Annotated in this window: 17 protein-coding genes and 1 pseudogene; all 18 read left to right on the top strand. The window is 43.0% G+C overall.

The window, feature by feature from the left end; genetic code table 11:
- The first annotated feature begins 360 nt into the window (after positions 1-360).
- Positions 361-876: a prepilin peptidase-dependent protein gene (locus LG003_RS20340; protein WP_262981495.1), complete on the top strand. Its 516-nt coding sequence runs from the start codon at positions 361-363 to the stop codon at positions 874-876.
- A 42-nt stretch (positions 877-918) separates the two neighbouring features.
- Complete coding sequence (locus LG003_RS20335) at positions 919-1,506, top strand: prepilin peptidase-dependent protein (protein ID WP_112876475.1); 588 nt, start codon at positions 919-921, stop codon at positions 1,504-1,506.
- A gap of 5 nt (positions 1,507-1,511) precedes the next feature.
- The gene (locus LG003_RS20330; protein WP_262981494.1) at positions 1,512-1,979 is read left to right on the top strand and encodes a YgdB family protein; all 468 of its coding nucleotides are present in this window, start codon (positions 1,512-1,514) and stop codon (positions 1,977-1,979) included.
- Positions 1,976-2,347: a prepilin-type N-terminal cleavage/methylation domain-containing protein gene (locus LG003_RS20325; protein ID WP_112876477.1), complete on the top strand. Its 372-nt coding sequence runs from the start codon at positions 1,976-1,978 to the stop codon at positions 2,345-2,347. Before LG003_RS20330 ends, LG003_RS20325 begins: the two co-directional genes overlap by 4 nt.
- Positions 2,340-5,729 carry an exodeoxyribonuclease V subunit gamma gene (gene recC, locus LG003_RS20320; RefSeq protein ID WP_262981493.1) on the top strand — a complete coding sequence of 1,130 codons (3,390 nt, stop codon included), beginning with the start codon at positions 2,340-2,342 and terminating at the stop codon, positions 5,727-5,729. The genes LG003_RS20325 and recC overlap by 8 nt, the downstream gene beginning before the upstream one ends.
- Before the next feature lie 15 nt (positions 5,730-5,744).
- Positions 5,745-8,648 (top strand): pitrilysin, encoded by a 2,904-nt coding sequence (gene ptrA, locus LG003_RS20315; protein WP_262981492.1) that lies wholly within the window; start codon positions 5,745-5,747, stop codon positions 8,646-8,648.
- Complete coding sequence (recB, locus tag LG003_RS20310; protein WP_262981496.1) at positions 8,648-12,253, top strand: exodeoxyribonuclease V subunit beta; 3,606 nt, start codon at positions 8,648-8,650, stop codon at positions 12,251-12,253. Before ptrA ends, recB begins: the two co-directional genes overlap by 1 nt.
- Complete coding sequence (gene recD / locus LG003_RS20305; RefSeq protein WP_262981491.1) at positions 12,253-14,106, top strand: exodeoxyribonuclease V subunit alpha; 1,854 nt, start codon at positions 12,253-12,255, stop codon at positions 14,104-14,106. The genes recB and recD overlap by 1 nt, the downstream gene beginning before the upstream one ends.
- A 714-nt stretch (positions 14,107-14,820) precedes the next feature.
- Positions 14,821-16,971 (top strand): type I secretion system permease/ATPase, encoded by a 2,151-nt coding sequence (locus LG003_RS20300; RefSeq protein WP_262981490.1) that lies wholly within the window; start codon positions 14,821-14,823, stop codon positions 16,969-16,971.
- Positions 16,972-17,292: 321 nt separating this feature from the next.
- Entirely contained in the window at positions 17,293-18,528 is a 1,236-nt protein-coding gene (locus tag LG003_RS20295) for an HlyD family type I secretion periplasmic adaptor subunit (protein ID WP_262981489.1), read from the top strand.
- Between the two features lie 131 nt (positions 18,529-18,659).
- Positions 18,660-19,181 carry a DUF5625 family protein gene (locus tag LG003_RS20290; protein ID WP_112876484.1) on the top strand — a complete coding sequence of 174 codons (522 nt, stop codon included), beginning with the start codon at positions 18,660-18,662 and terminating at the stop codon, positions 19,179-19,181.
- Positions 19,182-19,229: 48 nt separating this feature from the next.
- Entirely contained in the window at positions 19,230-19,544 is a 315-nt protein-coding gene (locus LG003_RS23280; RefSeq protein WP_315903397.1) for a DUF5625 family protein, read from the top strand.
- Positions 19,441-19,749 (top strand): DUF5625 family protein, encoded by a 309-nt coding sequence (locus LG003_RS23275; RefSeq protein WP_315903398.1) that lies wholly within the window; start codon positions 19,441-19,443, stop codon positions 19,747-19,749. Before LG003_RS23280 ends, LG003_RS23275 begins: the two co-directional genes overlap by 104 nt.
- A gap of 58 nt (positions 19,750-19,807) precedes the next feature.
- Complete coding sequence (locus LG003_RS20280) at positions 19,808-20,329, top strand: DUF5625 family protein (protein WP_112876487.1); 522 nt, start codon at positions 19,808-19,810, stop codon at positions 20,327-20,329.
- A gap of 58 nt (positions 20,330-20,387) precedes the next feature.
- The gene (locus LG003_RS20275) at positions 20,388-20,915 is read left to right on the top strand and encodes a DUF5625 family protein (RefSeq protein ID WP_262981488.1); all 528 of its coding nucleotides are present in this window, start codon (positions 20,388-20,390) and stop codon (positions 20,913-20,915) included.
- A 48-nt stretch (positions 20,916-20,963) separates the two neighbouring features.
- On the top strand, positions 20,964-21,485 hold the full coding sequence (locus tag LG003_RS20270; RefSeq protein ID WP_262981487.1) for a DUF5625 family protein: 522 nt from the start codon (positions 20,964-20,966) through the stop codon (positions 21,483-21,485).
- A 58-nt stretch (positions 21,486-21,543) separates the two neighbouring features.
- Positions 21,544-22,074: a DUF5625 family protein gene (locus LG003_RS20265; protein ID WP_262981486.1), complete on the top strand. Its 531-nt coding sequence runs from the start codon at positions 21,544-21,546 to the stop codon at positions 22,072-22,074.
- A gap of 25 nt (positions 22,075-22,099) precedes the next feature.
- A pseudogene (locus tag LG003_RS20260) lies at positions 22,100-23,547 on the top strand (S8 family serine peptidase); the annotation flags it as partial.

Here is a 23,547-nt window from a genome sequence, read left to right as displayed (position 1 = left end):
TAAAACATTGAACGCTATACTTAATAAAATATTCTCAATTAATTATTTTCTGGTCTGATATTATTTATTTTTATAGAATAAATTAATAGTAATAACATCCTTATGTCAAGCACTCAATCTTTTCTTTATTATATTCATGAAACTTCTTCCTCATAGCCATATAAGCTTACAATGCATGACAATAATAATAAATAAAAATCGCTATTCTTATCGGTTTTTGCGAAGCTCTACGCAATTTAAATGTAACAATGATAAACTATTATTTTTTTATTGACGCACTCTCGCATAAAATTCAATTATGTATTTATTCTGTGTTTAAAATGAATAAAATGTTTTACGAAAGGAAATAAGGAATTATCAATGGTAAGTAATATGAATATAATCGATCATTATAATATTGATAATCAATCAGGTTTTTCTTTATTGGAATTGATGATCGTTATTGTTTTGGTTTCAATATTTTCCTTATGGAGTGTGCAGGAATGGGGCGATCACCAGGAAAGAGCCAGGTTACAGGAATCAGCACAGAAGATATTGACATTTATATCCAGGCAACAATCTTTGGCAAATTATTTGAACAAAAGGGTGATATTGTGGTTGAAAACTGGAAAAAACTGGTGCATAGCGCTCTCTAATTCGGTATTGGCTAATTGTGATTTAGAAAATGTTGAGGGAATAAGTTCCCCCTATCAGGATGTTATTATTAATTCAGCAACTAAGGATCAGATAGAGTTTCATGGAATAAGAAACACCATGATACCTGCGAGTTTTACTTTGGCGAATTCCGCAGGTGAAATATCCATTATTTTTTCTTCACGAGGTAGGATGAGATCATGTAGTAATAATAAGTTTAATCAAATTCCAGCTTGTGATTAATTATAATTTTTCTACTAAAATAATTGATACTTTATTGGAATAATGAAAAATAAAAATCAATCTGGAATGACATTATTAGAGGTTATTGTAGCGATGGCTATTGGTAGTATTATCTTACTAGCGATTGCTAAAAGTTATCCTATTTTAACTAAACAAATAATGGAGTTATATCAGAGATATCGTTTAGGTTATTTTGTTAAACAAACATTACATATTATAGAAAAGGATATTCGCCGTGCTGGATATTGTCAGCATTATTGTGATGGAAAGCCAATATTCATCGATAATAAAAGTGATGAGAGTGAGGATTCATGCCTGATTATTGCATACGATCTTAACATCAATAACCAATGGGAGCCGCCAGAACACAGTGAATCAGAATTCTTTGGCTATCGTCTTAGCAATAAGTCAGTAGAGTGGAAAAGGGGGGCGGGTAACTGTCAGGAAAATGGCTGGGAAAGGCTGTTTGATCCAAATGAAATAGTGGTAGATTCCTTTAAAGCTGAAAAATTACCGGCAAAAGATGGCTTAGTTTTTATCAAATTGGTGCTTATTGCACATTGGTTTAAACATCCATCGATAAACTACCAATATCAGTCAGTAATACGTTTGCGCAATATCAGGGGATAAGTACCGTGGCTGAGCATTCTCCACATGTCTGTTTTCAATATCAGCAAGGTAATGTATTGCTCATTTCAGTGCTGATATTACTGGCCGTTAGCCTGATGATGTTAAAGGCTTTGCATCATCATCTGGATAACGCTTTAATCATGATGGTCGATGAACGCAGATATCTAAAAGCTTTTCAGCAAGCAGAATCTTCATTGGCAAGGGGAATTGCTCAGTCATGGTCACTTGATAGTAATAAAACAGAAGAGTGGTATTGCCAGCAACAACAAGAATTTCATTTGACCAGTTGTTTAAAAAGGCAATCGAGTCATTTTTTTCTACTGAAAGGTATGGCTGATGTGGCATCCGGGCAATCTGTTGGATTATATCAATGGATGAAATTACACTCATCTGGTGGAAGTGATTCCCTTATTCCGGTAGAGAGTGGTTGGCTGGATTTTTGTCCTGAGGTAGATGTGGGATTTTGTTCATGAAGTCAGAGCTTTTTTATGAGCATCAAGCAGGCATGAGTTTGCCCGAAGTGATGATTGCTGTTATGGTCTTTTCGGTCTCTTTATTGGGATTAATGCGTTATCATCAGGCGTTATTATTTGGGTTTCAGCAACATTGGCAGCAATCAAAGGCGGATAAATTATCTTATGGATATTTGGAACAATATGAATTAATTGCAGGTCAAAATGTTTTACCAGAAATAACATTGCCACCGGGATGGCATGCTGAATTTCAGACAGCCTATCCGTTGTCTGGCTGCTATCAGCTTACAGTTATAGTGACAACGCCTTATAATCAGCAAAGTAAAGCAAGCCGATTGATTTGTTCAAATGGGAGTTCTGATGTTTAAGGTTTATCATTCTAACCAATTAGATCTTCTTAAGGAATTGATAGCAATATTGATCGGGGGTAACCCACTGACTGATCCATTTGCGCAGGAAGTCATTTTGGTACAAAGCCCAGGTATGTCACAGTGGATGCAAATCCAACTGGCCGAAAGAATAGGCATATCAGCTAATATTTCATTTCCGCTTCCCGCTACGTTTATTTGGGATATGTTTACCAAAGTATTGCCTGATATTCCTAAAGAGAGTGCTTTTAGTAAAGATGCTATGACATGGAAATTGATGGCGTTATTGCCTCAATTGCTGCCGGAAGCGGAGTTTGTCGCACTCAGGCACTACCTTGATCAAGATTTTGATAAACGGAAGATTCATCAATTAGCTGGACGGGTTGCTGATCTGTTTGACCAATATCTCGTTTATCGTCCGCAATGGTTGGAAAGTTGGCAGCAAGGTCAGCTTATTGATGGCTTGAGTGATAATCAGTTGTGGCAGAAAAGATTATGGCTGGAACTGACGAAATATACTCACCAGTTACAACAACCCCAATGGCATCGTGCTAATTTGTATCAGCGTTTTATTTCGATGCTGGAAAATAATACTGAACTGGAAAATAGTACTGACTTTTCAGCTTGTTTACCGAAGCGGGTATTTATCTGTGGTATTTCTGCCTTACCACCGGTCTATTTACAAGCTTTACAGGCATTGGCACGGCACATTGATATTCACCTGATGTTTACTAATCCATGTAAATATTATTGGGGAGATATTCAGAATTATGCTTTTTTGGCAAAACTGAGTAGCCGTAAACCACGTCATTATAAGAGCGAACAGGAGCTGGAATATTTTAAAGATCCTGGTAATGCTCAATCATTGTTTAACGATGACGGTGAACAAGATGTAAGTAATCCCTTGTTGGCATCGTGGGGACGGTTGGGCCGTGATAATCTCTATTTATTGTCGCAGCTTGAGCAGAGTTCGGATATTCACGCTTTTGTTGAATTAGAACAGGATAATCTATTACATCAATTGCAAAGGGATATTCTCTATCTGGAAGATCATGCCCAAATTGGTTCAACAAAAGAAACATTTGAAAACAGTTTGAAAAAAAGAGTACTTGATCCGTTGGATCGTTCTTTATCTTTCCATGTTTGCCATAGTCCTCAACGTGAAGTGGAAGTTTTACAGGATCAGCTATTGAGATTATTGGAAGATAATCCATCGCTGACGCCAAGGGATATTATTGTGATGGTCGCAGATATTGACAGTTATACTCCCTATGTTCAGGCAGTATTTGGTAATGTCTCTGTTGAACGCTATATTCCATTTGCTATTTCTGATCGTAAAGCCCGTCAGGCACATTCGATTTTACAGGCATTTATTACACTGCTTGATTTACCTCAAAGCCGTTTTACAACAGAACAGGTTTTAGCATTGTTGGAAGTACCCGCGCTGGCGAATAAATTTGACGTACATGAAGATGGTTTGCGTTTATTAAGACGTTGGGTTGAAGAATCAGGCGTTCGTTGGGGGCTGGATGACGATAATGTCGAAGAGCTATCTTTACCGGTGACAGGCCAGCATACATGGCGTTTTGGACTGACCCGAATGTTATTGGGTTATGCAATGGATAGCCGGTCGGGCCCTTGGAAAGAGGTATTGCCTTATGATGAATCCAGTGGTTTAGCTGCGGAGCTTGCCGGCCAATTGGCTGAATTTTTAATGCAATTAAGCTATTGGCGCAAAATTCTTGCTGAGAGCCGAGCATTAACAGGTTGGTTACCTGTCTGCCAGCAGTTGCTGGAAACATTTTTTGTATCAGATAATGAGACTGAATTAGTACTGGCAATGATAGAACAGCAATGGCAAAAAGTCATAGTCAATGGCTTGAATGCCCGTTATCAGGAAAGTGTGCCATTAGTTTTATTGCGAGATGAATTGGCACTTCAGTTTGATAATGAAAAAATCAGTCAGCGTTTTCTCGCCGGATCTGTCAATTTTTGTACTCTAATGCCGATGCGTTCTATTCCCTTTAAGGTTGTCTGTTTATTGGGAATGAATGATGGTATCTACCCCCGTTCAATTCCACCGCTTGGATTTGATCTGATGGCGGAAAAAGGTCAGAGGGGAGACAGAAAACGGCGGGATGATGACCGTTATCTATTCCTCGAAGCCTTGATATCTGCCGAACGGTTTCTCTATATCAGCTATATTGGTAAGTCTATTCGTGATGATACGGAATGTAATCCTTCCGTGTTGGTGAATGAATTACTGGATTATGTTTGCCAAAGTTTTTGTTTACCGGGAAATGAAAAACTGAATGTTGATGAAAGTGCTACCCATGTTAGAAAACATCTGTTGTATCTTCATGCCCGCGTTCCATTTGCACCGGAAAATTTTATACCGGGCAGTTATCAGCAAAGCTATGCCGGGGAGTGGTTACCAGCGGCAACTGAGCAAGGTGCAGCATACGCTGAATTTTGCCAATCTATTGAAATGGTGCAAATTCAAGAAATTACACTTGATAATTTGAGCAGTTTTTACCGCCATCCCGTTCGGTTTTTTTTCCAACGTTGCTTGAAAGTAAATTTCGTTATTGAAGAAACGGAATTACCAGAGGAAGAACCTTTCGTTTTAGATAATCTTCAACGTTATCAGTTTAATCAGCTATTGTTGAGTGCGTTAATTGAACAGCAATCGCCTGAACCACTTTTCGATCGGCTGCGTGCTGCTGGAGGATTACCTTTTGGTGCTTTTGGTGAGGTTTATTGGTTAAGACAGCAAAAAGAGATGCAGCCTTTGGCGGATAAAATTCGTGAACAACAAATGGAAACTTTATCTGTCGATTTACATCATGATTTAGGCCAGGTGATTCTGACGGGGCGTATTAATAAGGTACAACCGGATGGTTTGCTACGTTGGCGGCCTGCCAGTTTGACAGCCAATGATGGTATGCAATTGTGGATTGAGCATCTGGCTTATTGTCTGACAGGTGGTGAGGGTGAAAGTCGCAGCTATGGGCGTGATGGCAACGAATGGCGTTTTGCTCCTGTACCTTCAGAGCAAGCTAAAGATTATCTGAATCAATTGATTGAAGGCTATCAGCGAGGAATATCCGAGCCTTTACCGCTGTTTTGTAAAAGTGGTTGGGCGTGGCTTTCAGCATGTATGAATAAAGAGACTGGTGAGATTGATGATAGTGATGAAATTCAATCAAAAGCTGAAAGCCAGTTATTGAAAGCATGGCTTGGAGATCAAGGACGCAGAGGCGAAGGGGATGATCCTTATATTCAGAGGGCTTTCAGGCAAGTGGATAAATCATTTTTGGCAAAACTTAAACAGGAAGCGCTCAGTTATTTGTTACCGATAGCGCGATATCAGAATACATAGGGAGAATATCAAATAATGCATAAACATTTTGTTCGCATGATAACTGTGATGTTCCTGCTTTTTTGGGGAACGGAGAGTTATGCGCAAACACCACAATCACCACAACTACAGTGGCAGCTACTGCAAGAGACAATTTATAAAAGCGAAAATGATCATCGTCAGTATCAGGGAATCAGATTGGCAAACAATATGACGGTCTTGCTGGTATCTGATGAGAAGGCAACCAAATCTCTGGCAGCGGTAGCAATTCCGGTTGGTAGTATGGAAAACCCTGACAGCCAGCTCGGGCTTGCACATTATCTGGAACATATGGTTCTGATGGGATCTGAACATTATCCACAATCAGGTGATTTATCTGAATTTTTGCAAAAACATGGTGGTAGCTATAATGCCAGCACGGCTTCTTACCGCACGGCTTTTTATCTTGAAGTAGAAAATGAAGCGTTAGCTCAAGCCACAGATCGTCTGGCTGATGCACTGGCTGAGCCGTTACTTGACCCAGTGAATGCAGATCGGGAGCGAAACGCGGTTAATGCAGAGCTGACAATGGCGCGTTCGCGTGATGGGATGCGGGTTGCTCAAATACGAGCAGAAACGCTGAATCCTAAGCATCCCAATGCCCGTTTTTCTGGTGGTAATCTAGAAACATTGAAAGATAAACCAGGGAGTCAATTACAGACAGAACTGGTGGATTTCTATCAGCGTTATTATTCAGCCAATCTGATGAAAGGTGTCATTTACGGTAACCAGCCTATCGATAAACTGACTCAAATTGCTGTTGATACTTTTGGTCGGATACCTGACAGAAAAGCGAGTGTGCCGCTGATTACTGTTCCGGCAGTCACGGAAAAAGAGAAAGGCATTATCATCCATTATGTTCCTGCTCAACCGCAAAAGGCATTGCAACTGGAGTTCAGCATTGACAATAACAGTGCTGATTTCCGCAGTAAAACTGATGAATATCTTGGTTATGTGATAGGCAACCGTAGCCTGAATACATTGTCAGACTGGCTGCAAACTCAAGGGTTAGCAGAAAGTATCAGTGCTGGTGCGGAACCTATGGTTGATCGTAACAAAGGTATCTTTTTTATTTATGTGACGTTGACAGACAAAGGGCTTGCGCAACGGGATCAGGTTGTTGCGGCTATTTTTGCTTATATTAATTTATTAAAACAAAAAGGCATCCAGAAAAGTTATTTTGATGAGATCGCAAAGGTTTTGAATCTGTCTTTCCGATATGGCTCCATTGTTCGTGATATGCATTATATCGAATGGTTATCGGATACTATGTTGCGGGTTCCTGTTTCCAATGTACTTAATGCCGGTTATTTGGCTGATGACTATGACCCGGAAGCAATCGCCAACCGACTTGATGAATTGACTTCTGAAAATGCGCGTATCTGGTATATCAGCCCAAAAGAGCCGCATAATAAACAGGCTTATTTTGTTCAGGCACCTTATCAGGTTGATCGAATTACATCTCAGCAGCGAGTTAAATGGCAGCAATTAGAGGCACAGATGAGCTTTTCTCTGCCAGCACCAAATCCTTATATTGCTGATGATTTGAAGCTGATAAAAGCAGACAAGAGTCAAAAACATCCAGAGATGATTCTTGAACAACAAAGCGTTCGCCTGTTCTACATGCCGAGCCAATATTTTGCTGATGAGCCTAAGGCTAGCATTACGTTAGATTTACGTAACGCAAAAAGTTTGGATAGCGCCCGTGAGCAGGTCACTTCCTCTTTGCTTGATTATTTGGCGGGGCTTTCCCTTGACCAGTTTAGTTATCAGGCTTCTGTTGCTGGAATGAATATTTTTACGAGTTCATCACAGGGAGTGCAACTAGGAGTAAGTGGTTACACTCAAAATTTGCCGGAACTTTTAACCTCTTTAATCAGTAATTACATAGCATTTACGCCAACTGAGAGTCAACTGGAGCAAGCTAAGTCTTGGTATCGTGAACAGATAGAAGTTTCCAATAACGCTAAAGCTTATGAAATGGCTATGCAGCCGTTGAAGCGCCTTTCTGTGGTGCCATATACGGAACAGTCTACTCGTCTGAAGGTGCTGGAAACTATCACTATTCAGGATATTGTTACGTATCGTCATGAAATGATAAAAAATGCTGCTTTGCAGATGATGATCATTGGAAACTTGGCCGAACAACAGAGCAAAGTGATTGCCGAATCTGCTCATAACCAACTAGCAAATCAAGGAAATGACTGGTGGATTGGGGATAAGGTGGTGATTGATAAAAATTACCCGGTCAATTTCCAGCGCGTTGGCAGTAGCACCGATGGTGCTTTGGCAGAGGTTTATATTCCGACAGGTTATAACCGTATAGAAAGTTATGTTTATTCCAGTTTGTTGAGCAATATGCTCCAACCGTGGTTCTATGATCAATTAAGAACAACAGAGCAACTGGGGTATGCGGTGTTTGCTTTCAATACCAGTGTGGGGGAACAGTGGGGGTTGGGGTTCCTGTTACAAAGTAGTAGTAGGCAACCAAAATATTTGAATCAGCGTTATCAAGATTTCTATCAGAACGCCGGTAATAAATTGAAAGCAATGTCTCAAGCTGATTTTGAACAGTACAAGAGTGCGCTGATTAATGAAAAGCAGCAACCGCCACAAACTTTCTATGCCGAAGTTGCCCGCTTCTCTGGTGATTTCAGCCGCAATAACTTTAATTTTGATAGCAGAGATAAAATGCTTGAGATTCTAAAGAAAACTACACAACAGCAACTGATTAATTTCTATCGGAATGCGGTAATCGAACATCGGGGGCTGTCATTAATTTCACAAGTGATTGGTAAATCAGGAAACTTGGATGGATATGCGAAATTGAAAGGTTGGAAAACCTATCAGAATGTGACTGAATTTCAGAAACGGTTACCTGTTGAGGTAAGAGAGCAGTGATCACAGAGATATCTGTTCACAGGCTTAATGTATTAACTCTGCCGCTGAATGGTCAGCGGCTGATCGAAGCATCGGCCGGGACGGGTAAAACCTACACTATCGGTATCTTATATTTGCGTCTTTTACTTGGACTGGGAAAAGATGCTGCTTTTTCACGGCCTTTGAGTGTGGAAGAGATTCTGGTGGTTACTTTTACTGAGGCAGCAACAAATGAGTTACGTGGGCGTATCCGTGAAAATATTCATAAACTTCGCCTCGCTTGTATTCGAAACGAAGTAGAAGATGCAGAACCAGCCTATCAACAGCTATTGGATGAAATCCCAGATAAAGGGAGGGCGGCTATCTGGTTACTGGCTGCAGAGCGGCAAATGGATGAAGCGGCGATTTATACTATTCATGGTTTTTGTCAGAGAATGTTGGCACATAATGCTTTTGAATCTGGGATCTTGTTTGAACAGACATTAATTCAGGATCAACAGCCATTAGAACGGCAGGGGTGTGCCGATTTCTGGCGGCGCCATTGTTATCCATTGCCGTTATCAATGGCACAGGTAATCAGTCAGGAGTGGAGTGGGCCTGAAGCTCTGATGGCTGAATTACATCCTTATTTACAAGGGGATATGCCATATATTGTTAATGCGCCGGACAGTGATGAAACGTTGTTAAGTCGCCATGAAAAAATTATCCAGTTGATCAGCGATGTTAAATACCAATGGAATGAAGTTGCTGGAGAATTGCACGATTTAATTGCGGGTTCTGGTGTTGATAAAAGAAGTTACAGTAGTAAGCACTTACCAAATTGGTTGAATAGTGTCTCGGATTGGGCTCAAGCGCCTACAGAGGATTATCTGTTGCCAAAAGCATTGGAGAAATTCCGACAGTCGGTATTGGCAGAAAAGACAAAAAAAGGTGAGGTGCCTGAACATTCACTTTTTGTTGCGATAGATGATTTATATAAGCAGCCACTTACTTTACGTGATTTGATTATCTCCAAGGCTATTATTGAGATTCGCCAATCAATCTGTCAGGAAAAATTAACGCGTGGTCAGATGGGGTTTGATGATTTATTAACCCGTCTTGATGATGCTCTGAGAGGCCCTGGCAGTGATTTGCTTGCTGAGACAATTCGCCGACGCTATCCGGTTGCGTTGATCGACGAATTTCAGGATACCGACCCACAGCAATACCGGATTTTTCATACCATCTATGGCAGTCAGTCTGAAAATGGGTTGCTGTTTATCGGCGATCCTAAACAAGCTATTTATGCATTTCGTGGCGCAGATATTTTCACTTATATTCGTGCCCGTTCTCAGGTAAGTGCTCACTATACTCTGGAAACAAACTGGCGCTCAGCCTATTCAATGGTACAGGCAGTAAATAAGCTATTTATGCGTTCGGAAAACCCATTTTTGTTTGAGCAGATCCCTTTTATTGAGGTTTCCGCGGCAGAGAAAAATCGAGCACTTTCTTTTCGTTATGACGGCGAAGGACAGGCTGCATTAAATTTCTGGTTACAACCAGGAGAAGGTGTTTCTACAGGAGATTATGAGCAAACGATGTCACGGCTCTGTGCTGCGCAAATTCGTGATTGGTTGCAGGCAGGTAGTGAAGGGCGGGCTTTATTACATAAAAGTGAAGGTTCTCGACCTGTGACGGCGGCTGATATTACGGTTTTGGTGCGTAGCAGAAAGGAAGCTACACTGATCCGTAATGCACTTAACCTGTTATCTATTCCTTCTGTATTTCTTTCTAACCGAGAAAGTGTATTTGCTACCGCGGAAGCCAAGGATATTCTCTGGTTATTACAAGCGGTGTTATCACCAGAGAAAGAGCGGGTTTTGAGAAGTGCGCTTGCCAGTGGTTTGTTTGGTTTGACCGCTCGACAGATAGACAAACTAAATCATGATGAGAAGGTGTGGGACCAGTTAGTTGATGAGTTTGATGGCTACTTTCGTCTGTGGCAACGCCGTGGCGTGTTACCTATGTTACGAGCGGTAATCGCCAACCATCATATTGCTGAGAACCTGCTTGCCAGTTATGACGGTGAACGGCGTTTGACAGATGTGATGCATATTGGTGAGTTGTTGCAGGAGATATCTTTACAACTTGATAGTGAACATGTAGTCACCCGCTGGTTGGCTCAGCAAATCTCTCATCCTGATCCACAATCTGAAAATCAGCAGATGCGGCTGGAAAGCGATCGTCATTTGGTACAAATTTGTACTATCCATAAATCTAAAGGTCTGGAATATCCGCTAGTATGGCTGCCATTTGTCTGTAATTTCAGGGAGCAGAAGCGGGCGATATATCATGATCGTACAAGCTTTAATGCTTGCCTCGATATCTTTCCTGACGACGAGACGATTGAGCTGGCGGAACAAGAGCGATTGGCAGAGGATTTACGTTTACTCTATGTCGCATTGACGCGTTCTGTTTACCATTGCAGTGTCGGCGTGGCTCCGCTGATAAAAGGCAATAAGAAAAAGATCGGCGATACTGATCTGCATCAGTGTGCTCTGGGCTACCTATTGCAAAAGGGAGTGAAAGGGGATGCTGATTTTTTGGCAACATCGCTTAAAGAATTAAGTGGGGATGGCATCGTCATATCATCAATTAATGAGACTGATGGTCATCCTTGGCAGTCGCACAGTAAAAATGACTTAGTCCTGTCGGCCCGGCAATTTAAACGCAGAGTTCAGGATGAGTGGCGTATTACCAGTTATTCTGGTTTACGAAACTCTGTGGTTCATCGTGGTAATGCTTCTGCTTATTTTGCTGGAGAAGAATCTATTGACGTGATTGTCCAGTCTATTGCGCCAAAGCTTGATGTTGATGCTAGTGGTGAAAAGCAGTTAGCAGAACAATCTGAAATGACGCCACATACATTCCCTCGGGGAGCCTCTGCGGGGACTTTTTTACACGCTATTTTAGAAGAAATTAGTTTCAGCCAACGACCTGATGAAAAATGGTTGGCAGAACAACTGCAATCAGCCGGATTTGATGAACGCTGGAATGCGACATTACAGCAATGGATGACCGACATTTTTACCATTCCATTGAATGATGAAGGAATGCAGCTTGCAAAAATTCCGCTGCATCATCAACAGGATGAAATGCAGTTTTATCTGCCGGTTGAGCAACTTTTGCGATCTCAGACGTTGGATACACTGATGCGTCGTTATGATCCGATTTCTGCTCGTTGCCCCCCACTGGAATTTCAACAGGTGAAAGGGATGCTGAAAGGGTTTATTGATTTAGTTTTCTGTTGGCAAGGCAAATTCTACGTGCTGGATTACAAATCAAACTGGTTGGGGGAGGAGAGTCAATCTTATACCCGTCAAGCAATGGAAACCGCCATGATTGAGCATCGTTATGACCTGCAATATCAACTTTATACACTAGCATTACATCGTTACTTGCGTCACAGGTTGGCTAGTTATGACTACCAACAACATTTCGGCGGTGTGATTTATCTGTTTCTGAGGGGGATAGATAAGCAACAGCCGGGGAATGGTATTTTCAATTGTCGGCTATCGGCTGAATTTGTTGATGCTTTGGATCTGCTTTTCAGTGGTAATGAACAGTCTGAAAAAGAGAAAAATTGATGATTTCGTTATTACAACAGGCAGTAAACCTCAGACTTTTGCGTTCATTGGACTTACAGTTTGCTCATGCATTGATTGAGGATAAAGATCCTGTTTTGTTGTTGGTGATGGCGTTGTTGAGCGCTGAAACGGGTACCGGGCATGTTTGCCTGCCGGTTAATCGGATAACGCCAGAATATTTTTTTGGTGGGCGACATCGTGAATTTGCAGAGCAATTATGGCGAGCTGCGGGAAAACCTGATGAGCAGAGTTTGCTGATAGCACTGGAAAATTGTGCTGCTGTTAGTGATGGATTTCAACCAACGCCTGTGGTGCTTTCCCATGACCGGCTTTATTTGCAGAGAATGTGGCAAAGTGAATGTCAGGTGGCGGCTTTCTTTTCCGGCAACCAACCAACCGATAATATTCAGGAACAGCAACTGAGAACTGTTTTAGATGAATTATTCATATTGCCTGAGGAAACGGTGGATTGGCAAAAGGTGGCTGCGGCTGTCGCGGTGACTAGCAGAATTTCGGTTATTTCTGGCGGACCGGGAACCGGAAAAACAACGACAGTTGCTAAGTTATTGGCTGCCTTAATCAAACTTAATCCTGATAAAAAGCAGGTTATCCAACTGGCAGCGCCGACTGGAAAGGCAGCTGCCAGATTGACCGAATCTCTTAATAGTGCGGTCAGAAAATTGCCTCTGACGGAGAAACAGTTTGCATATATGCCAGATCAGGCGCAGACGATTCATCGGTTGTTGGGAGCTCAACCTGATAGCCAGCGATTGCGCTATGACCGGGATAACCCATTGAATCTGGATGTGCTGGTGGTGGATGAAGCTTCAATGGTGGATTTACCCATGATGGCTAGGTTGATTGATGCATTGCCACCGAAAGCGAAAATTGTTCTGCTGGGTGACCGAGATCAATTGGCATCAGTGGAAGCAGGCGCGGTGTTGGGTGATATTTGCCGTTTTGCTGAACTGGGATACAGCATAACGAGGGCACAACAACTAAGCAGATTGACAGGATGTCGGTTAGTTGCGGGTGATCAGCAAAATATTCCAGAGGTTCGTGAACATTTATGTCTTTTACGCAAAAGTTACCGCTTTAATGTAGATTCTGGAATTGGTCAGTTGGCTGCGGCTGTTAATCAGGGAAAGAGTCGGCAAGCTCTCTCTATTTTGCAGCAACTGTTGAAGGATATCTGTTTTTACCCATTGTCCGACGATGAAGATTATCAGCGGTTGCTGACAGAAACGGTATCGGGTTATCACGCTTACTTGTGTCTGGTGGCAAAGCAGGCACCTGTCAAAGAGATTTTAGATGAATTTAACCGCTATCGTTTGTTGTGTGCACTTAGAGAAGGGCCATTTGGTGTCGCTGGGCTTAACGAGCGTATAGAACAGCTATTGCATCGTCAGGGGCTTATTCGTCGCCCAGTCGGGACTTTCAGCCGTGGTTATGCAGGCCGCCCCATCATGATATCGCGTAATGACAGCACACTGGGCCTGTTTAATGGTGATATCGGTATTATGCTCAGAGACGAAAATCATGAACTGCGCGCTTATTTTCAGCTGCCTGATGGACAGATTAAAGGAATCCAGCCAAGTCGTTTACCACAACATGAAACTGCGTATGTGATGACCGTACATAAATCGCAGGGCTCAGAATTTGACCATACAGCTTTAGTATTGCCAACGCAGTTTGTGCCGGTTGTCAGCCGTGAACTGGTTTATACAGCGATAACCCGTGCCAGAGAAAAACTAACTCTTTATGCACATGAAGCGGTATTGCGTCAGGCAATCCAGACGCCAACTCAAAGGCGAAGTGGATTAGCAGAGCGGCTTAGCTTACAGGTGGATTAGCGCTTGTCCAGATAGACTAATTTGTGCAAAAAAATTTATATATTAATGATGCGGTCATATCTTCCCTGACGTTTTTTGATCGCTATTTGCGCAGCTGTTGGATTGGGCTTTTTAAGCCTGACAAGTATATCATTAATTATTTTAATGGATTTTCTGATTTGCCGTACTAACTTCGGTAAATATGCCTTTTATTTTTGTAAAAAGTTCTCGATTGGGTGATTGAAAAACTCTCGCGCAGTGATCTATAGATTATATTGACCTATACAAGACAAATGTATCTTAAACCTGCCTATATGCCAAATTTTGGCTAATTTCTAACTAAAATATCCTTTATTCGTTTTTTGAGTTGAGTGATTATTGCTCGTAATGTTCAGTCGGTAATACCGATTAGTTTCATTGTGATGGCGATAACTGATCGATATCTTAATTTCACCGATTCAAAAATCGTTGCAATGACTGAATCAAATTGTTGATGTTTGTATTTTGTTATCAATGTAAACAAAAAAATTATAAATTTAATAAATTTTAATATTATTGTGTGGTTAATGTCACAGTTTGTGAATATATTAAATGAAATTTATTATTATTTGATGATATAAACGCCTAATTATATGAATTGTAATTTGTTTACTAAACGGATTGCGGATATGTCTGGATAGCTTGCTAGGGGTGAGATGAATATCCAGATTTTTGATTTAAGGATTAAGTTGTCTGATGCAAGATAATGAAATAAGTACTGAGCCACCCCATTCTTCCCCGGAGCTGGACACCGGCCTGATTTGCCTGGCTATGTTGGCTAGGTTTCACAACATTGCTATATTGACTGAACAACTTTCACACGAATTTTCCACTTCCAACCAAGGTCTTACCCTGAAGGAGCTGCTGCTGGCTGCCCGTCATTCAGGGCTGAAAGCCAAGGCTGTACACACAACACTTGCCAGACTTGAACATACTCCCTTGCCCGCCATTGCCATTGACCGAGATGGGCAGTTTTTTATTTTGGCTAAACTGGACAAAGAACAGGCTCTGATTCAGGACCCACGTTCGGCGCGTCCCGAAGTTATCAGCTTCGAGCAGCTTGAGCAGCGTTGGACAGGGCAACTGGTGCTTGTGCGTTCCAGTAACAGTCTGTCCGGAGAGACTTCTCGCTTTGACTTCACTTGGTTTATCCCGGCTATCGTCAAATATCGCAAGTTGTTGGGGGAAGTTTTGCTAGGGTCTTTTGCCTTGCAGCTGTTTGCCTTGGTGACGCCGTTGTTCTTTCAGGTGGTTATGGACAAAGTACTGGTGCATCACGGCCTAACCACACTGGATGTTGTCGCGGCGGGATTGCTGGGCATCATGCTGTTCGAGTCGGCCTTGAGCGGTTTGCGTAGCTACGTGTTTGCTCATACGACCAGCCGTATTGATGTGCAGTTGGGATCGAGTCTTTTTCGGCACTTGATTAATCTGCCGCTGGCTTACTTCCAAGCCAGGAGAGTCGGTGATTCTGTGGCTCGTGTACGCGAACTGGAAAACATCCGCAGCTTCCTTACCGGCAACGCCATTACCCTGATGCTCGACGTGCTTTTTTCTCTGGTGTTCATCCTTGTGATGTTCTATTACAGCGGCTGGCTGACTCTCGTTGTGGTGTTATCATTGCCGCTCTATGCACTCGTCTCGGGGTTGGTTACACCTTTCTTGCGTAAGCGATTACAGGATAGCTTTACACGTAACGCCGAGAATCAGGCATTCCTTGTCGAAACGGTAAATGGCATCGATACCCTAAAGTCAATGGCGGTTGAACCGCAGGCCATCCGCAAGTGGGACAACCAACTGGCGGCTTATGTTGCCGCAGGTTTCAAAACACAGACCTTATCCACTATCGCCAATGAAAGCGTCTCGCTTATTGGCAAGTTAGTGACGGTCGCCACACTCTGGCTCGGCGCCCGCCTCGTGATAGACGGGCAGCTGTCAGTGGGGGAACTGATCGCATTCAATATGCTGGCTGGCCGTGTCAGCGGCCCTATCATGCGTCTGGCGCAACTGTGGACCAGCTTCCAGCAGACCGGGGTCTCAGTGCAGCGTCTGGGAGACATCCTTAATTCCCGTACTGAATTGTCTCAGGCTACACGTAGCACAGTACCGCCGCTCAAGGGGCAGATAGCGTTCGAACAGGTACATTTTCGTTATCGGGCTGATGGTTCTGAGGTGTTGCGCGGAATCAACTTGGTCATTAGCGCGGGAGAAATCATTGGTGTGGTGGGCCGCTCCGGTTCCGGTAAAAGCACCCTGACCCGCTTGTTGCAGCGGCTCTATGTTCCTGAGCGTGGACGGGTCATGGTCGATGGCATGGACTTGGCATTGGCTGATGTGTCCTCGCTGCGTCGGCAGATTGGTGTGGTGTTGCAGGACAATATGCTATTCAACCGCAGCATTCGTGAAAACATTGCCTTGAGCGATCCGGGGGTGCCGCTCGAAGTGGTCATGCATGCCGCCCGTATGGCTGGAGCCCATGAATTCATCCTTGAACTGCCCGAAGGTTACGACACCATTGTGGGTGAGCACGGAGCGTCACTTTCGGGTGGTCAACGGCAACGGGTAGCCATTGCCCGAGCCTTGATCGGCAATCCTCGCATTTTGATTTTTGACGAGGCGACCAGTGCGCTGGACTACGAGTCTGAACGGGTTGTCCAGCAGAACATGCAAAGCATTTGCAAGGGGCGTACGGTCATCATTATCGCTCATCGGTTGTCCGCTGTACGCGACGCGCATCGTATCCTCGTGATGGATCGCGGGCAGATCGTTGAACAGGGAGACCACGCCGAGTTACTGGCGCGTCAGGACGGCCACTATGCACGGCTGTATCGAATGCAGCAGGGCTGAAAGGCTTCCATTTCCCGAACGTACGATGAAAGCGGCTAATAACGTAATCAATGGTTAATAACACAAGCAATGGTTAATAACACAGTCAGAGGTAGATGTGACCAAGATAAACATACTCCGATTCAAGGAAAATAACTTCGAATGAGCGCCACCCTTCCCTTATTGCAGCGTTATCGTCACGCGTGGCGTCAGTCTTGGCGCCAACGTAAAAGCATGGACGTGTCGCCGCGACTTGCTCATGAATTACAGTTTTTACCGACGGCTTTGGAGTTGCAGGAAACACCTGTTCACCCAGCACCGAGGATTTTCACCTAGGGCATTATGGGTTTCGCTGTATTGGCGTTGCTCTGGGCCTACATCGGCAAAATCGAGGTAGTGGCTATCGCTCCGGGAAAGGTTGTTCCCAATGGCAAGACCAAGTTGATTCAATCTAGCGAAACGGCGGTGGTCAGAGCGATCCACGTCAATGATGGTCAGACGGTGAAAGTCGGCGAATTGTTGGTCGAACTCGACCCGACGGCGGCGAATGCCGACGTCAGCCGGATTCAGAGCGAGCTGCTGGCTGCTCGTATCGACAGTGCGCGGAGTGCCGCTATGCTTGATGCTATCAATCAGCAACAGTCGCCGGCGTCGCTGGTAGGGACGATTGCCAACGCCAACCCTGAGCAGGTGCTCAGTGCTCAGCGCTGGCTTCAAGGACAATACCAGGAATACCGCAGCAATCTAGAGTTGGTGGACGCAGAAATCCTCCAACGCAGTGCCGAAATCCAGTCTGCCCAGTCTCAGGTGGCTAGCCTGCAAAAAACGTTACCGATTGCTACGCGATTGGCCGAGGATTACCAACGGTTATTAACAAAACAGTATGTGTCGCGGCATGCATATCTGGAAAAAGAGCAGACGCGATTGGATCTGCAACGCCAGTTAAGCGTACAGCAGGCCAGTGTCTTGCAGCACACCGCCGCTCGGGACGAAGCGCGACGTCGGCGTGAGGCTGTTGTTGCGCAAAATCGCCGCGCCATGCTCGACCTGCAACAGGAAGCCAACAAAAAAGCAGCAACCTTGGTTCAGGAGCTGGCGAAGGCCCGTTACCATGAAACCCTGACCAGCCTCAAAGCCCCGGTGGCTGGCACAGTTCAACAACTTGCTATCCATACCGTCGGTGGAGTGGTGACACCGGCTCAGCCGCTGATGGTCATCGTCCCCGCAGACCAACCGGTAGAAGTGGAAGCCATGCTGGAAAACAAGGATGTGGGTTTCGTTCACGTTGGCCAACCAGTCACTGTCAAGGTGGAAACTTTCACTTTCACCAAGTACGGTACCGTTGACGGCGAAGTGCTCAACGTATCGAATGACGCTATCGAGGATGAAAAACGTGGGCTTATCTATAGCAGCCGTATTCGCTTGAAGTCTGATCACGTGCTGGTCAATGGTCAGCGAGTCGCGCTGTCTCCGGGCATGTCGATCACGGCAGAAATAAAAACCGATCAACGTCGAGTGATCGATTACTTCCTAAGCCCGTTGCAGCAGCATCTGGATGAAAGCCTGAGAGAACGATAAGAGAACGGCGGCTCGTGGGGGCAGCTCTGTGAACCCGGCTCGCTATACTCACCGTTTTCCGCGTTTGAGATAACTTATTGTTAATGGTCAAAGATGGTTTTTCACAGTTTTACTTTGTTTGGAGTGACGTGATGAAAATATTACGGGTACATGAAAGATTCAAAAATTGGCGAAATATTATTATTTTTATGAGCTGCACCTTATTAATGGCATGCTCTAAGTACATTGATATATACAGACCGATTGATGTATCGAAGTCTGGTCAATCAGTAAAAATTGATTTTGAAATCAGCAAGGAAGGTAATTATCAGTTTGTCCTGCTGTTTGAAACTGGGGAGGGTTATGATGAAATGGAAAGGAGGTTTAAGTTGTTTGGGAGAACTGATAAAGATGGAGTAATAATCCCTGTTTCACTCCATATCGTTAAAGATGGAGAGATTTTTTTTGACAAGAAAATAAATGCTAGGGGATACGATGGGGGACAAGCCTTCTATTACGAAGAGAAATATGTAAATACGGCGGTGCGAGAAATTAAAACATTTTTGTTACCCCCCGGGCGTTACTCTGCGGTTATTACCACCCTGGGGGATGTTCCCGCTTTTAGTGGAATCGAGAGTTTTGTTGGATTCACCTATTACGATCCGAAGATTTAAAATGGTATCAGTATAAACAAAGGAAATATCAAATTTTGGAGTGATGAAATGAAAGTATTACGTATATATGAAAGGTTCAAAAACTGGCGCAATATTATTATTTTTTTAAGTGGCGCTTGGTTATTGGCCAGCTATATATACATTGATATATACAAACCGATAGATATAACGAAGCTTGGCCAATCCGTCAAGATTGATTTTGAAATCAGCAAGATTGGAGATTATCAGTTTGCCCTGTTGTTTGCTACTGGGCGTGGTCATGGTGAAATGGAAAGACGATTTAAGTTATTCGGGGATCTTAATCATGATGGGGCTGCTATTCCCGTTTCGCTTCGCTTGGTTAAAAACGGCGAGTTTTTTTGACGGGAAAATAAACGCCGTGGGAACCGGTTGGGGGAGTACCGTCTATGATAAAGCAAGAAGTATAAATACGGCAGTGCGCAATATTAAAATACTTGAGTTACCCCCGGGGAGTTACTCTGCGGTAATTACCACCTTGGAGGATGTGCCTGCTTTTCATGGGATTGAGAGTTTTGTCGAGTTCACTTATTACAATCCGAAGATTTAATAAGATTTAAAATGGTATCAGTATAAACAAAGAAAATATTAAAATTTGGAGTGATGAAATGAAAATATTACAGGTATATGAAAGATTTAAAAATTGGCTAAATATTATTATTTTTATGAGCTGTACATTATTAATGGCCTGCTCTAAGCACATTGATATATACAGACCGATTGACGTATCGAAGTCTGGTCAATCAGTTAAAATTGATTTTGAAATCAGCAAGGCTGGAAATTATCAGTTTGCCCTGCTGTTTGATAAAGGGGATGACTATGAAGAAATGAAAAGGCGGCTTGAATTGTTCGGGAATGTTGATAAGGACGGGGTAATAACCCCTGTTTCGCTTCGTCTGGTTAAAGATAGCAAGATTTTTTTTGACAAAAAAATAAATGCAGGAGGACGTGGTTGGGGACAGTCTTTCGATTACGAAGGGAGAAGAATAAATATGGCTGTGCGAAACATTAAAATACTGGAGTTACCCCCCGGACGTTACTCCGCGGTAATTACCACACTGGAGGATATCCCTGTTTTTAATGGTATTGAGAGTTTTGTTGAATTCAACCATTACGATCCGAAGATTTAAGAAGGTTTAAAATGGTATCGATATAAATAGAGAAAATATTAAAATTTGGAGTGACGTGATGAAAGTATTACGGGTACATGAAAGGTTAAAAAATTGGCGAAATATTATTGTTTTTATGAGTTGCACCTTATTAATGGCATGCTCTAAGCACATTGATACTATATATAAGCCGATTGATGTGTCGCATTCAGGGCAATCCGTCGAGATTAATTTTGAACTCAGTAAGCGAAAGGCTGGAGATTATCAGTTTGCTCTGCTGTTTGATAAAGGGGATGATGATGAAATGAAAAGGCGGCTTGAATTATTCGGTTATATTGATAAGGACGGAGTTATAACCCCCGTTTCGCTTCATTTGGTTAGAAACGGCGAGGTTTTTTTTGACGAGAAAATAAACGCAGGGGGACGTAGCTGGGGACGTAGCTTCGATTACGAAGGGAGAAGTATAACTACGGCTGTGCGAGAAATTAAAACACTTTCGTTACCTCCCGGACGTTACTCTGCGGTAATTACTACCTTGGAGGATGTGCCTGCTTTTAATGGCATTCAGAGTTTTGTACAGCTCATATATTTTAATCCGAAGATTTAAGATGGTATCAGCATAAACAAAGGAAATATCAAAGTTTGGAGTGACGAAATGAGAGTGTTACGTATAAATGAAAGATTTAAAAATTGTCGAAATATTATTTTTTTTATGAGCTGCACCTTATTAATGGCATGCTCTAAGCACATTGATATATACAGACTGATTGACGTATCGAAGTCTGGTCAATCAGTCAAAATTGATTTTGAACTCAGAAAGGAAGGCAATTATCAGTTTGCCCTGCTGTTTGCTACTACGGATGATTATGATGAAATGGAAAGGCGGTTTGAGTTGTTTGGGAGAGTTGATAAAGACGGAGTAATAACCCCCGTTTCACTCTATATCGTTAAAGATGGCAAGATTTTTTTTGATAAGAAAATAAACGCTGCGGGGTCCGAAGGAGGGCGTGTCTTTAATTACGAAGAGAGAAGTATAAATACGGCTGTGAGAGAAATTAAAACATTTTCATTACCTCCCGGACTCTACTCCGCGGTAATTACCACCTTGGAGGATGTACCTGTTTTTAATGATATTGAGAGTTTTGTTGAATTCACCTATTACGATCCGAAGATTTAAGAAGGTTTAAAATGGTATCGGTATAAACAAAGAAAATATTAAAATTTGGAGTGACGAAATGAAAATATTACGTATACATGAAAGGTTCAAAAACTGGCGCAACATGATTATTTTCATGAGTTGCACCTTATTAATGGCATGCTCTAAGCACATTGAGACTATACGCAAACCGATTGATGTGTCGCATTCTGGTCAATCCGTCGAGATTAATTTTGAACTCAGCAAGAGCGAGGCTGGAGATTATCAGTTTGCCCTGTTGTTTGCTACTGGGAGTGGTTTTGATGAAATGGAAAAGCGATTTAAATTGTTCGGAAATCTTGAACGTGATGGGATTGCCATCCCCGTTTCGCTTCGTCTGGTTAAAGACGGCAAGGTTTTTTTTGACAAGAAAATAAACGCGGTGGGGTACGGTTGGATACGTGCTTTCCATTACGAAGAGAGAAGGATAAATACGGCGGCGCGCAATATTAAAATACTAGAGTTACCCCCGGGACGTTACTCTGCGATAATTACTACCTTGGAGGATGTGCCTGCTTTTAATGACATTGAGAGTTTTGTAGAGCTCACTTATTTCAATCCGAAGATTTAAAATGTAAATAAAGGAAATATCAACGATGGCAAAGAAATATACCGTAACATATAAAGTTGCTCCGATGGGGGCGAAATATATTTATCAGGTCGATAAGAACGAGCACAAAGCGGGAGACGTACATTCTTCATTCGGCGGTCATATGTGGTATGTTTTAAATGACGGCGACGGGAATAAAGAGAGTTTTGGTTTCGAGTCAAAGCATGACCAAATGTTTGGTGAAGGGAACATAACCGTTCATGATGATGCCGCTTACCAAAAGACCTCTTACGAAACCACCGTAGAGTTGACTGAATTTCAGTACAACAGGTTAAAAGTTTTTTCAAAAGACCCATCGTTAGTTGGATTTGATGCTGAGCGTTACAATGTGGCCGAAAACAGTTGCGTGGATTTCGTATTTGCATCATTAAAAGCCATTGGCTATAGCAAAAAAGGTTTCGAGGGAGAATTGTTCCCCAATCATAATCCTGTGCATTTGCGTGATATGTTACAAAATAATGGACGTAAAATTATTCGTGACAACCTGAGTCGTTATATTCGTTATAGTGATTTTTATTATCTGGACGATGAAAGTGGTCGAGCATGTTTATGGCTTAGGCCAGAGGATACGAAAATTACCCTACCGATGAAGCCATTTATTAACATTGATATCGTGCCTATGCCAAAACCTCTGCGGTATATTCAGGGTGAAAGCAAAGCTCAGCAGGATGTCGCCAACGGGTTTATACAAAATGCGGCGACACATAAAATATCTGCTCTTGGAGATATTCTCAATAAAACAGACTTCACTTCAACACAGATGGCCAGCCTTGCCACAGGTGGTATTCGTCCCGGTGAAATGCAGCTCGATCCCAATGTCCGACCTAACACCTATCTGTCAGAGTTCTACAAGCCTTTCTACCAACCCGGGGACACTAGCAAGCTGGACTTCGGCCTGCGCAACGCCGTGACGTTGAACGGTTTATCGGCGATGACGACGTTCAACACGTATGTTGACCCGCTGTTATTGGATCTGAGTGGCAATGGTGTGCACATGACTGATATCCGTGACGGCGTGTTGTTCGACATGGATAACAGTGGCACGCTTAAGCGCAGCGGCTGGGCCGATCGCAATACCGGAATACTGGTGATCGATGATGGTAGTGGTCAGATAAAAGATGTCAGCCAGATGTTCTCCGAGTACTACAGTGGTAAGGCCGGAATAAATGGAACCGCTGGCGAAAAAAAATTCAAAGATGGTTTCGGGGCTCTGGCTAGTGAAGATGTAAACAAGGACGGGGTAATTGATCAGAATGACCCGATCTGGAGCAAGCTGCGGGTTTGGGTCGACAGCACCCACGATGCAAAAGTCGATGCGGGCGAACTCAAAACACTGGCGGAATTGGGTATTACCCAGATAAACGTCCGGGCTTCGAATAAAACAGAAGTTCGTGATGGGAACAGGGTCGTTGCCAGCGGATCGTTTACTATTAA

Origin of the sequence: Photorhabdus kleinii (assembly GCF_025384885.1) — a bacterium.
In the GTDB taxonomy this organism is placed as follows: domain Bacteria; phylum Pseudomonadota; class Gammaproteobacteria; order Enterobacterales; family Enterobacteriaceae; genus Photorhabdus; species Photorhabdus kayaii.
Note: the sequence above shows the minus strand (reverse complement) of the source record. Positions and strands in the feature narration are given on the sequence as shown.

Bases quoted from the DNA above. Each gene is read 5' to 3' on its own strand.
- LG003_RS20340 (WP_262981495.1), top strand. From the start codon at position 361: ATGGTAAGTAATATGAATATAATCGATCATTATAATATTGATAATCAA.
- LG003_RS20335 (WP_112876475.1), top strand. From the start codon at position 919: ATGAAAAATAAAAATCAATCTGGAATGACATTATTAGAGGTTATTGTA.
- LG003_RS20325 (WP_112876477.1), top strand. From the start codon at position 1,976: ATGAAGTCAGAGCTTTTTTATGAGCATCAAGCAGGCATGAGTTTGCCC.
- recC (WP_262981493.1), top strand. From the start codon at position 2,340: ATGTTTAAGGTTTATCATTCTAACCAATTAGATCTTCTTAAGGAATTG.
- ptrA (WP_262981492.1), top strand. From the start codon at position 5,745: ATGCATAAACATTTTGTTCGCATGATAACTGTGATGTTCCTGCTTTTT.
- recD (WP_262981491.1), top strand. From the start codon at position 12,253: ATGATTTCGTTATTACAACAGGCAGTAAACCTCAGACTTTTGCGTTCA.
- LG003_RS20300 (WP_262981490.1), top strand. From the start codon at position 14,821: ATGCAAGATAATGAAATAAGTACTGAGCCACCCCATTCTTCCCCGGAG.
- LG003_RS20295 (WP_262981489.1), top strand. From the start codon at position 17,293: ATGGGTTTCGCTGTATTGGCGTTGCTCTGGGCCTACATCGGCAAAATC.
- LG003_RS20290 (WP_112876484.1), top strand. From the start codon at position 18,660: ATGAAAATATTACGGGTACATGAAAGATTCAAAAATTGGCGAAATATT.
- LG003_RS23280 (WP_315903397.1), top strand. From the start codon at position 19,230: ATGAAAGTATTACGTATATATGAAAGGTTCAAAAACTGGCGCAATATT.
- LG003_RS23275 (WP_315903398.1), top strand. From the start codon at position 19,441: ATGGTGAAATGGAAAGACGATTTAAGTTATTCGGGGATCTTAATCATG.
- LG003_RS20280 (WP_112876487.1), top strand. From the start codon at position 19,808: ATGAAAATATTACAGGTATATGAAAGATTTAAAAATTGGCTAAATATT.
- LG003_RS20275 (WP_262981488.1), top strand. From the start codon at position 20,388: ATGAAAGTATTACGGGTACATGAAAGGTTAAAAAATTGGCGAAATATT.
- LG003_RS20270 (WP_262981487.1), top strand. From the start codon at position 20,964: ATGAGAGTGTTACGTATAAATGAAAGATTTAAAAATTGTCGAAATATT.
- LG003_RS20265 (WP_262981486.1), top strand. From the start codon at position 21,544: ATGAAAATATTACGTATACATGAAAGGTTCAAAAACTGGCGCAACATG.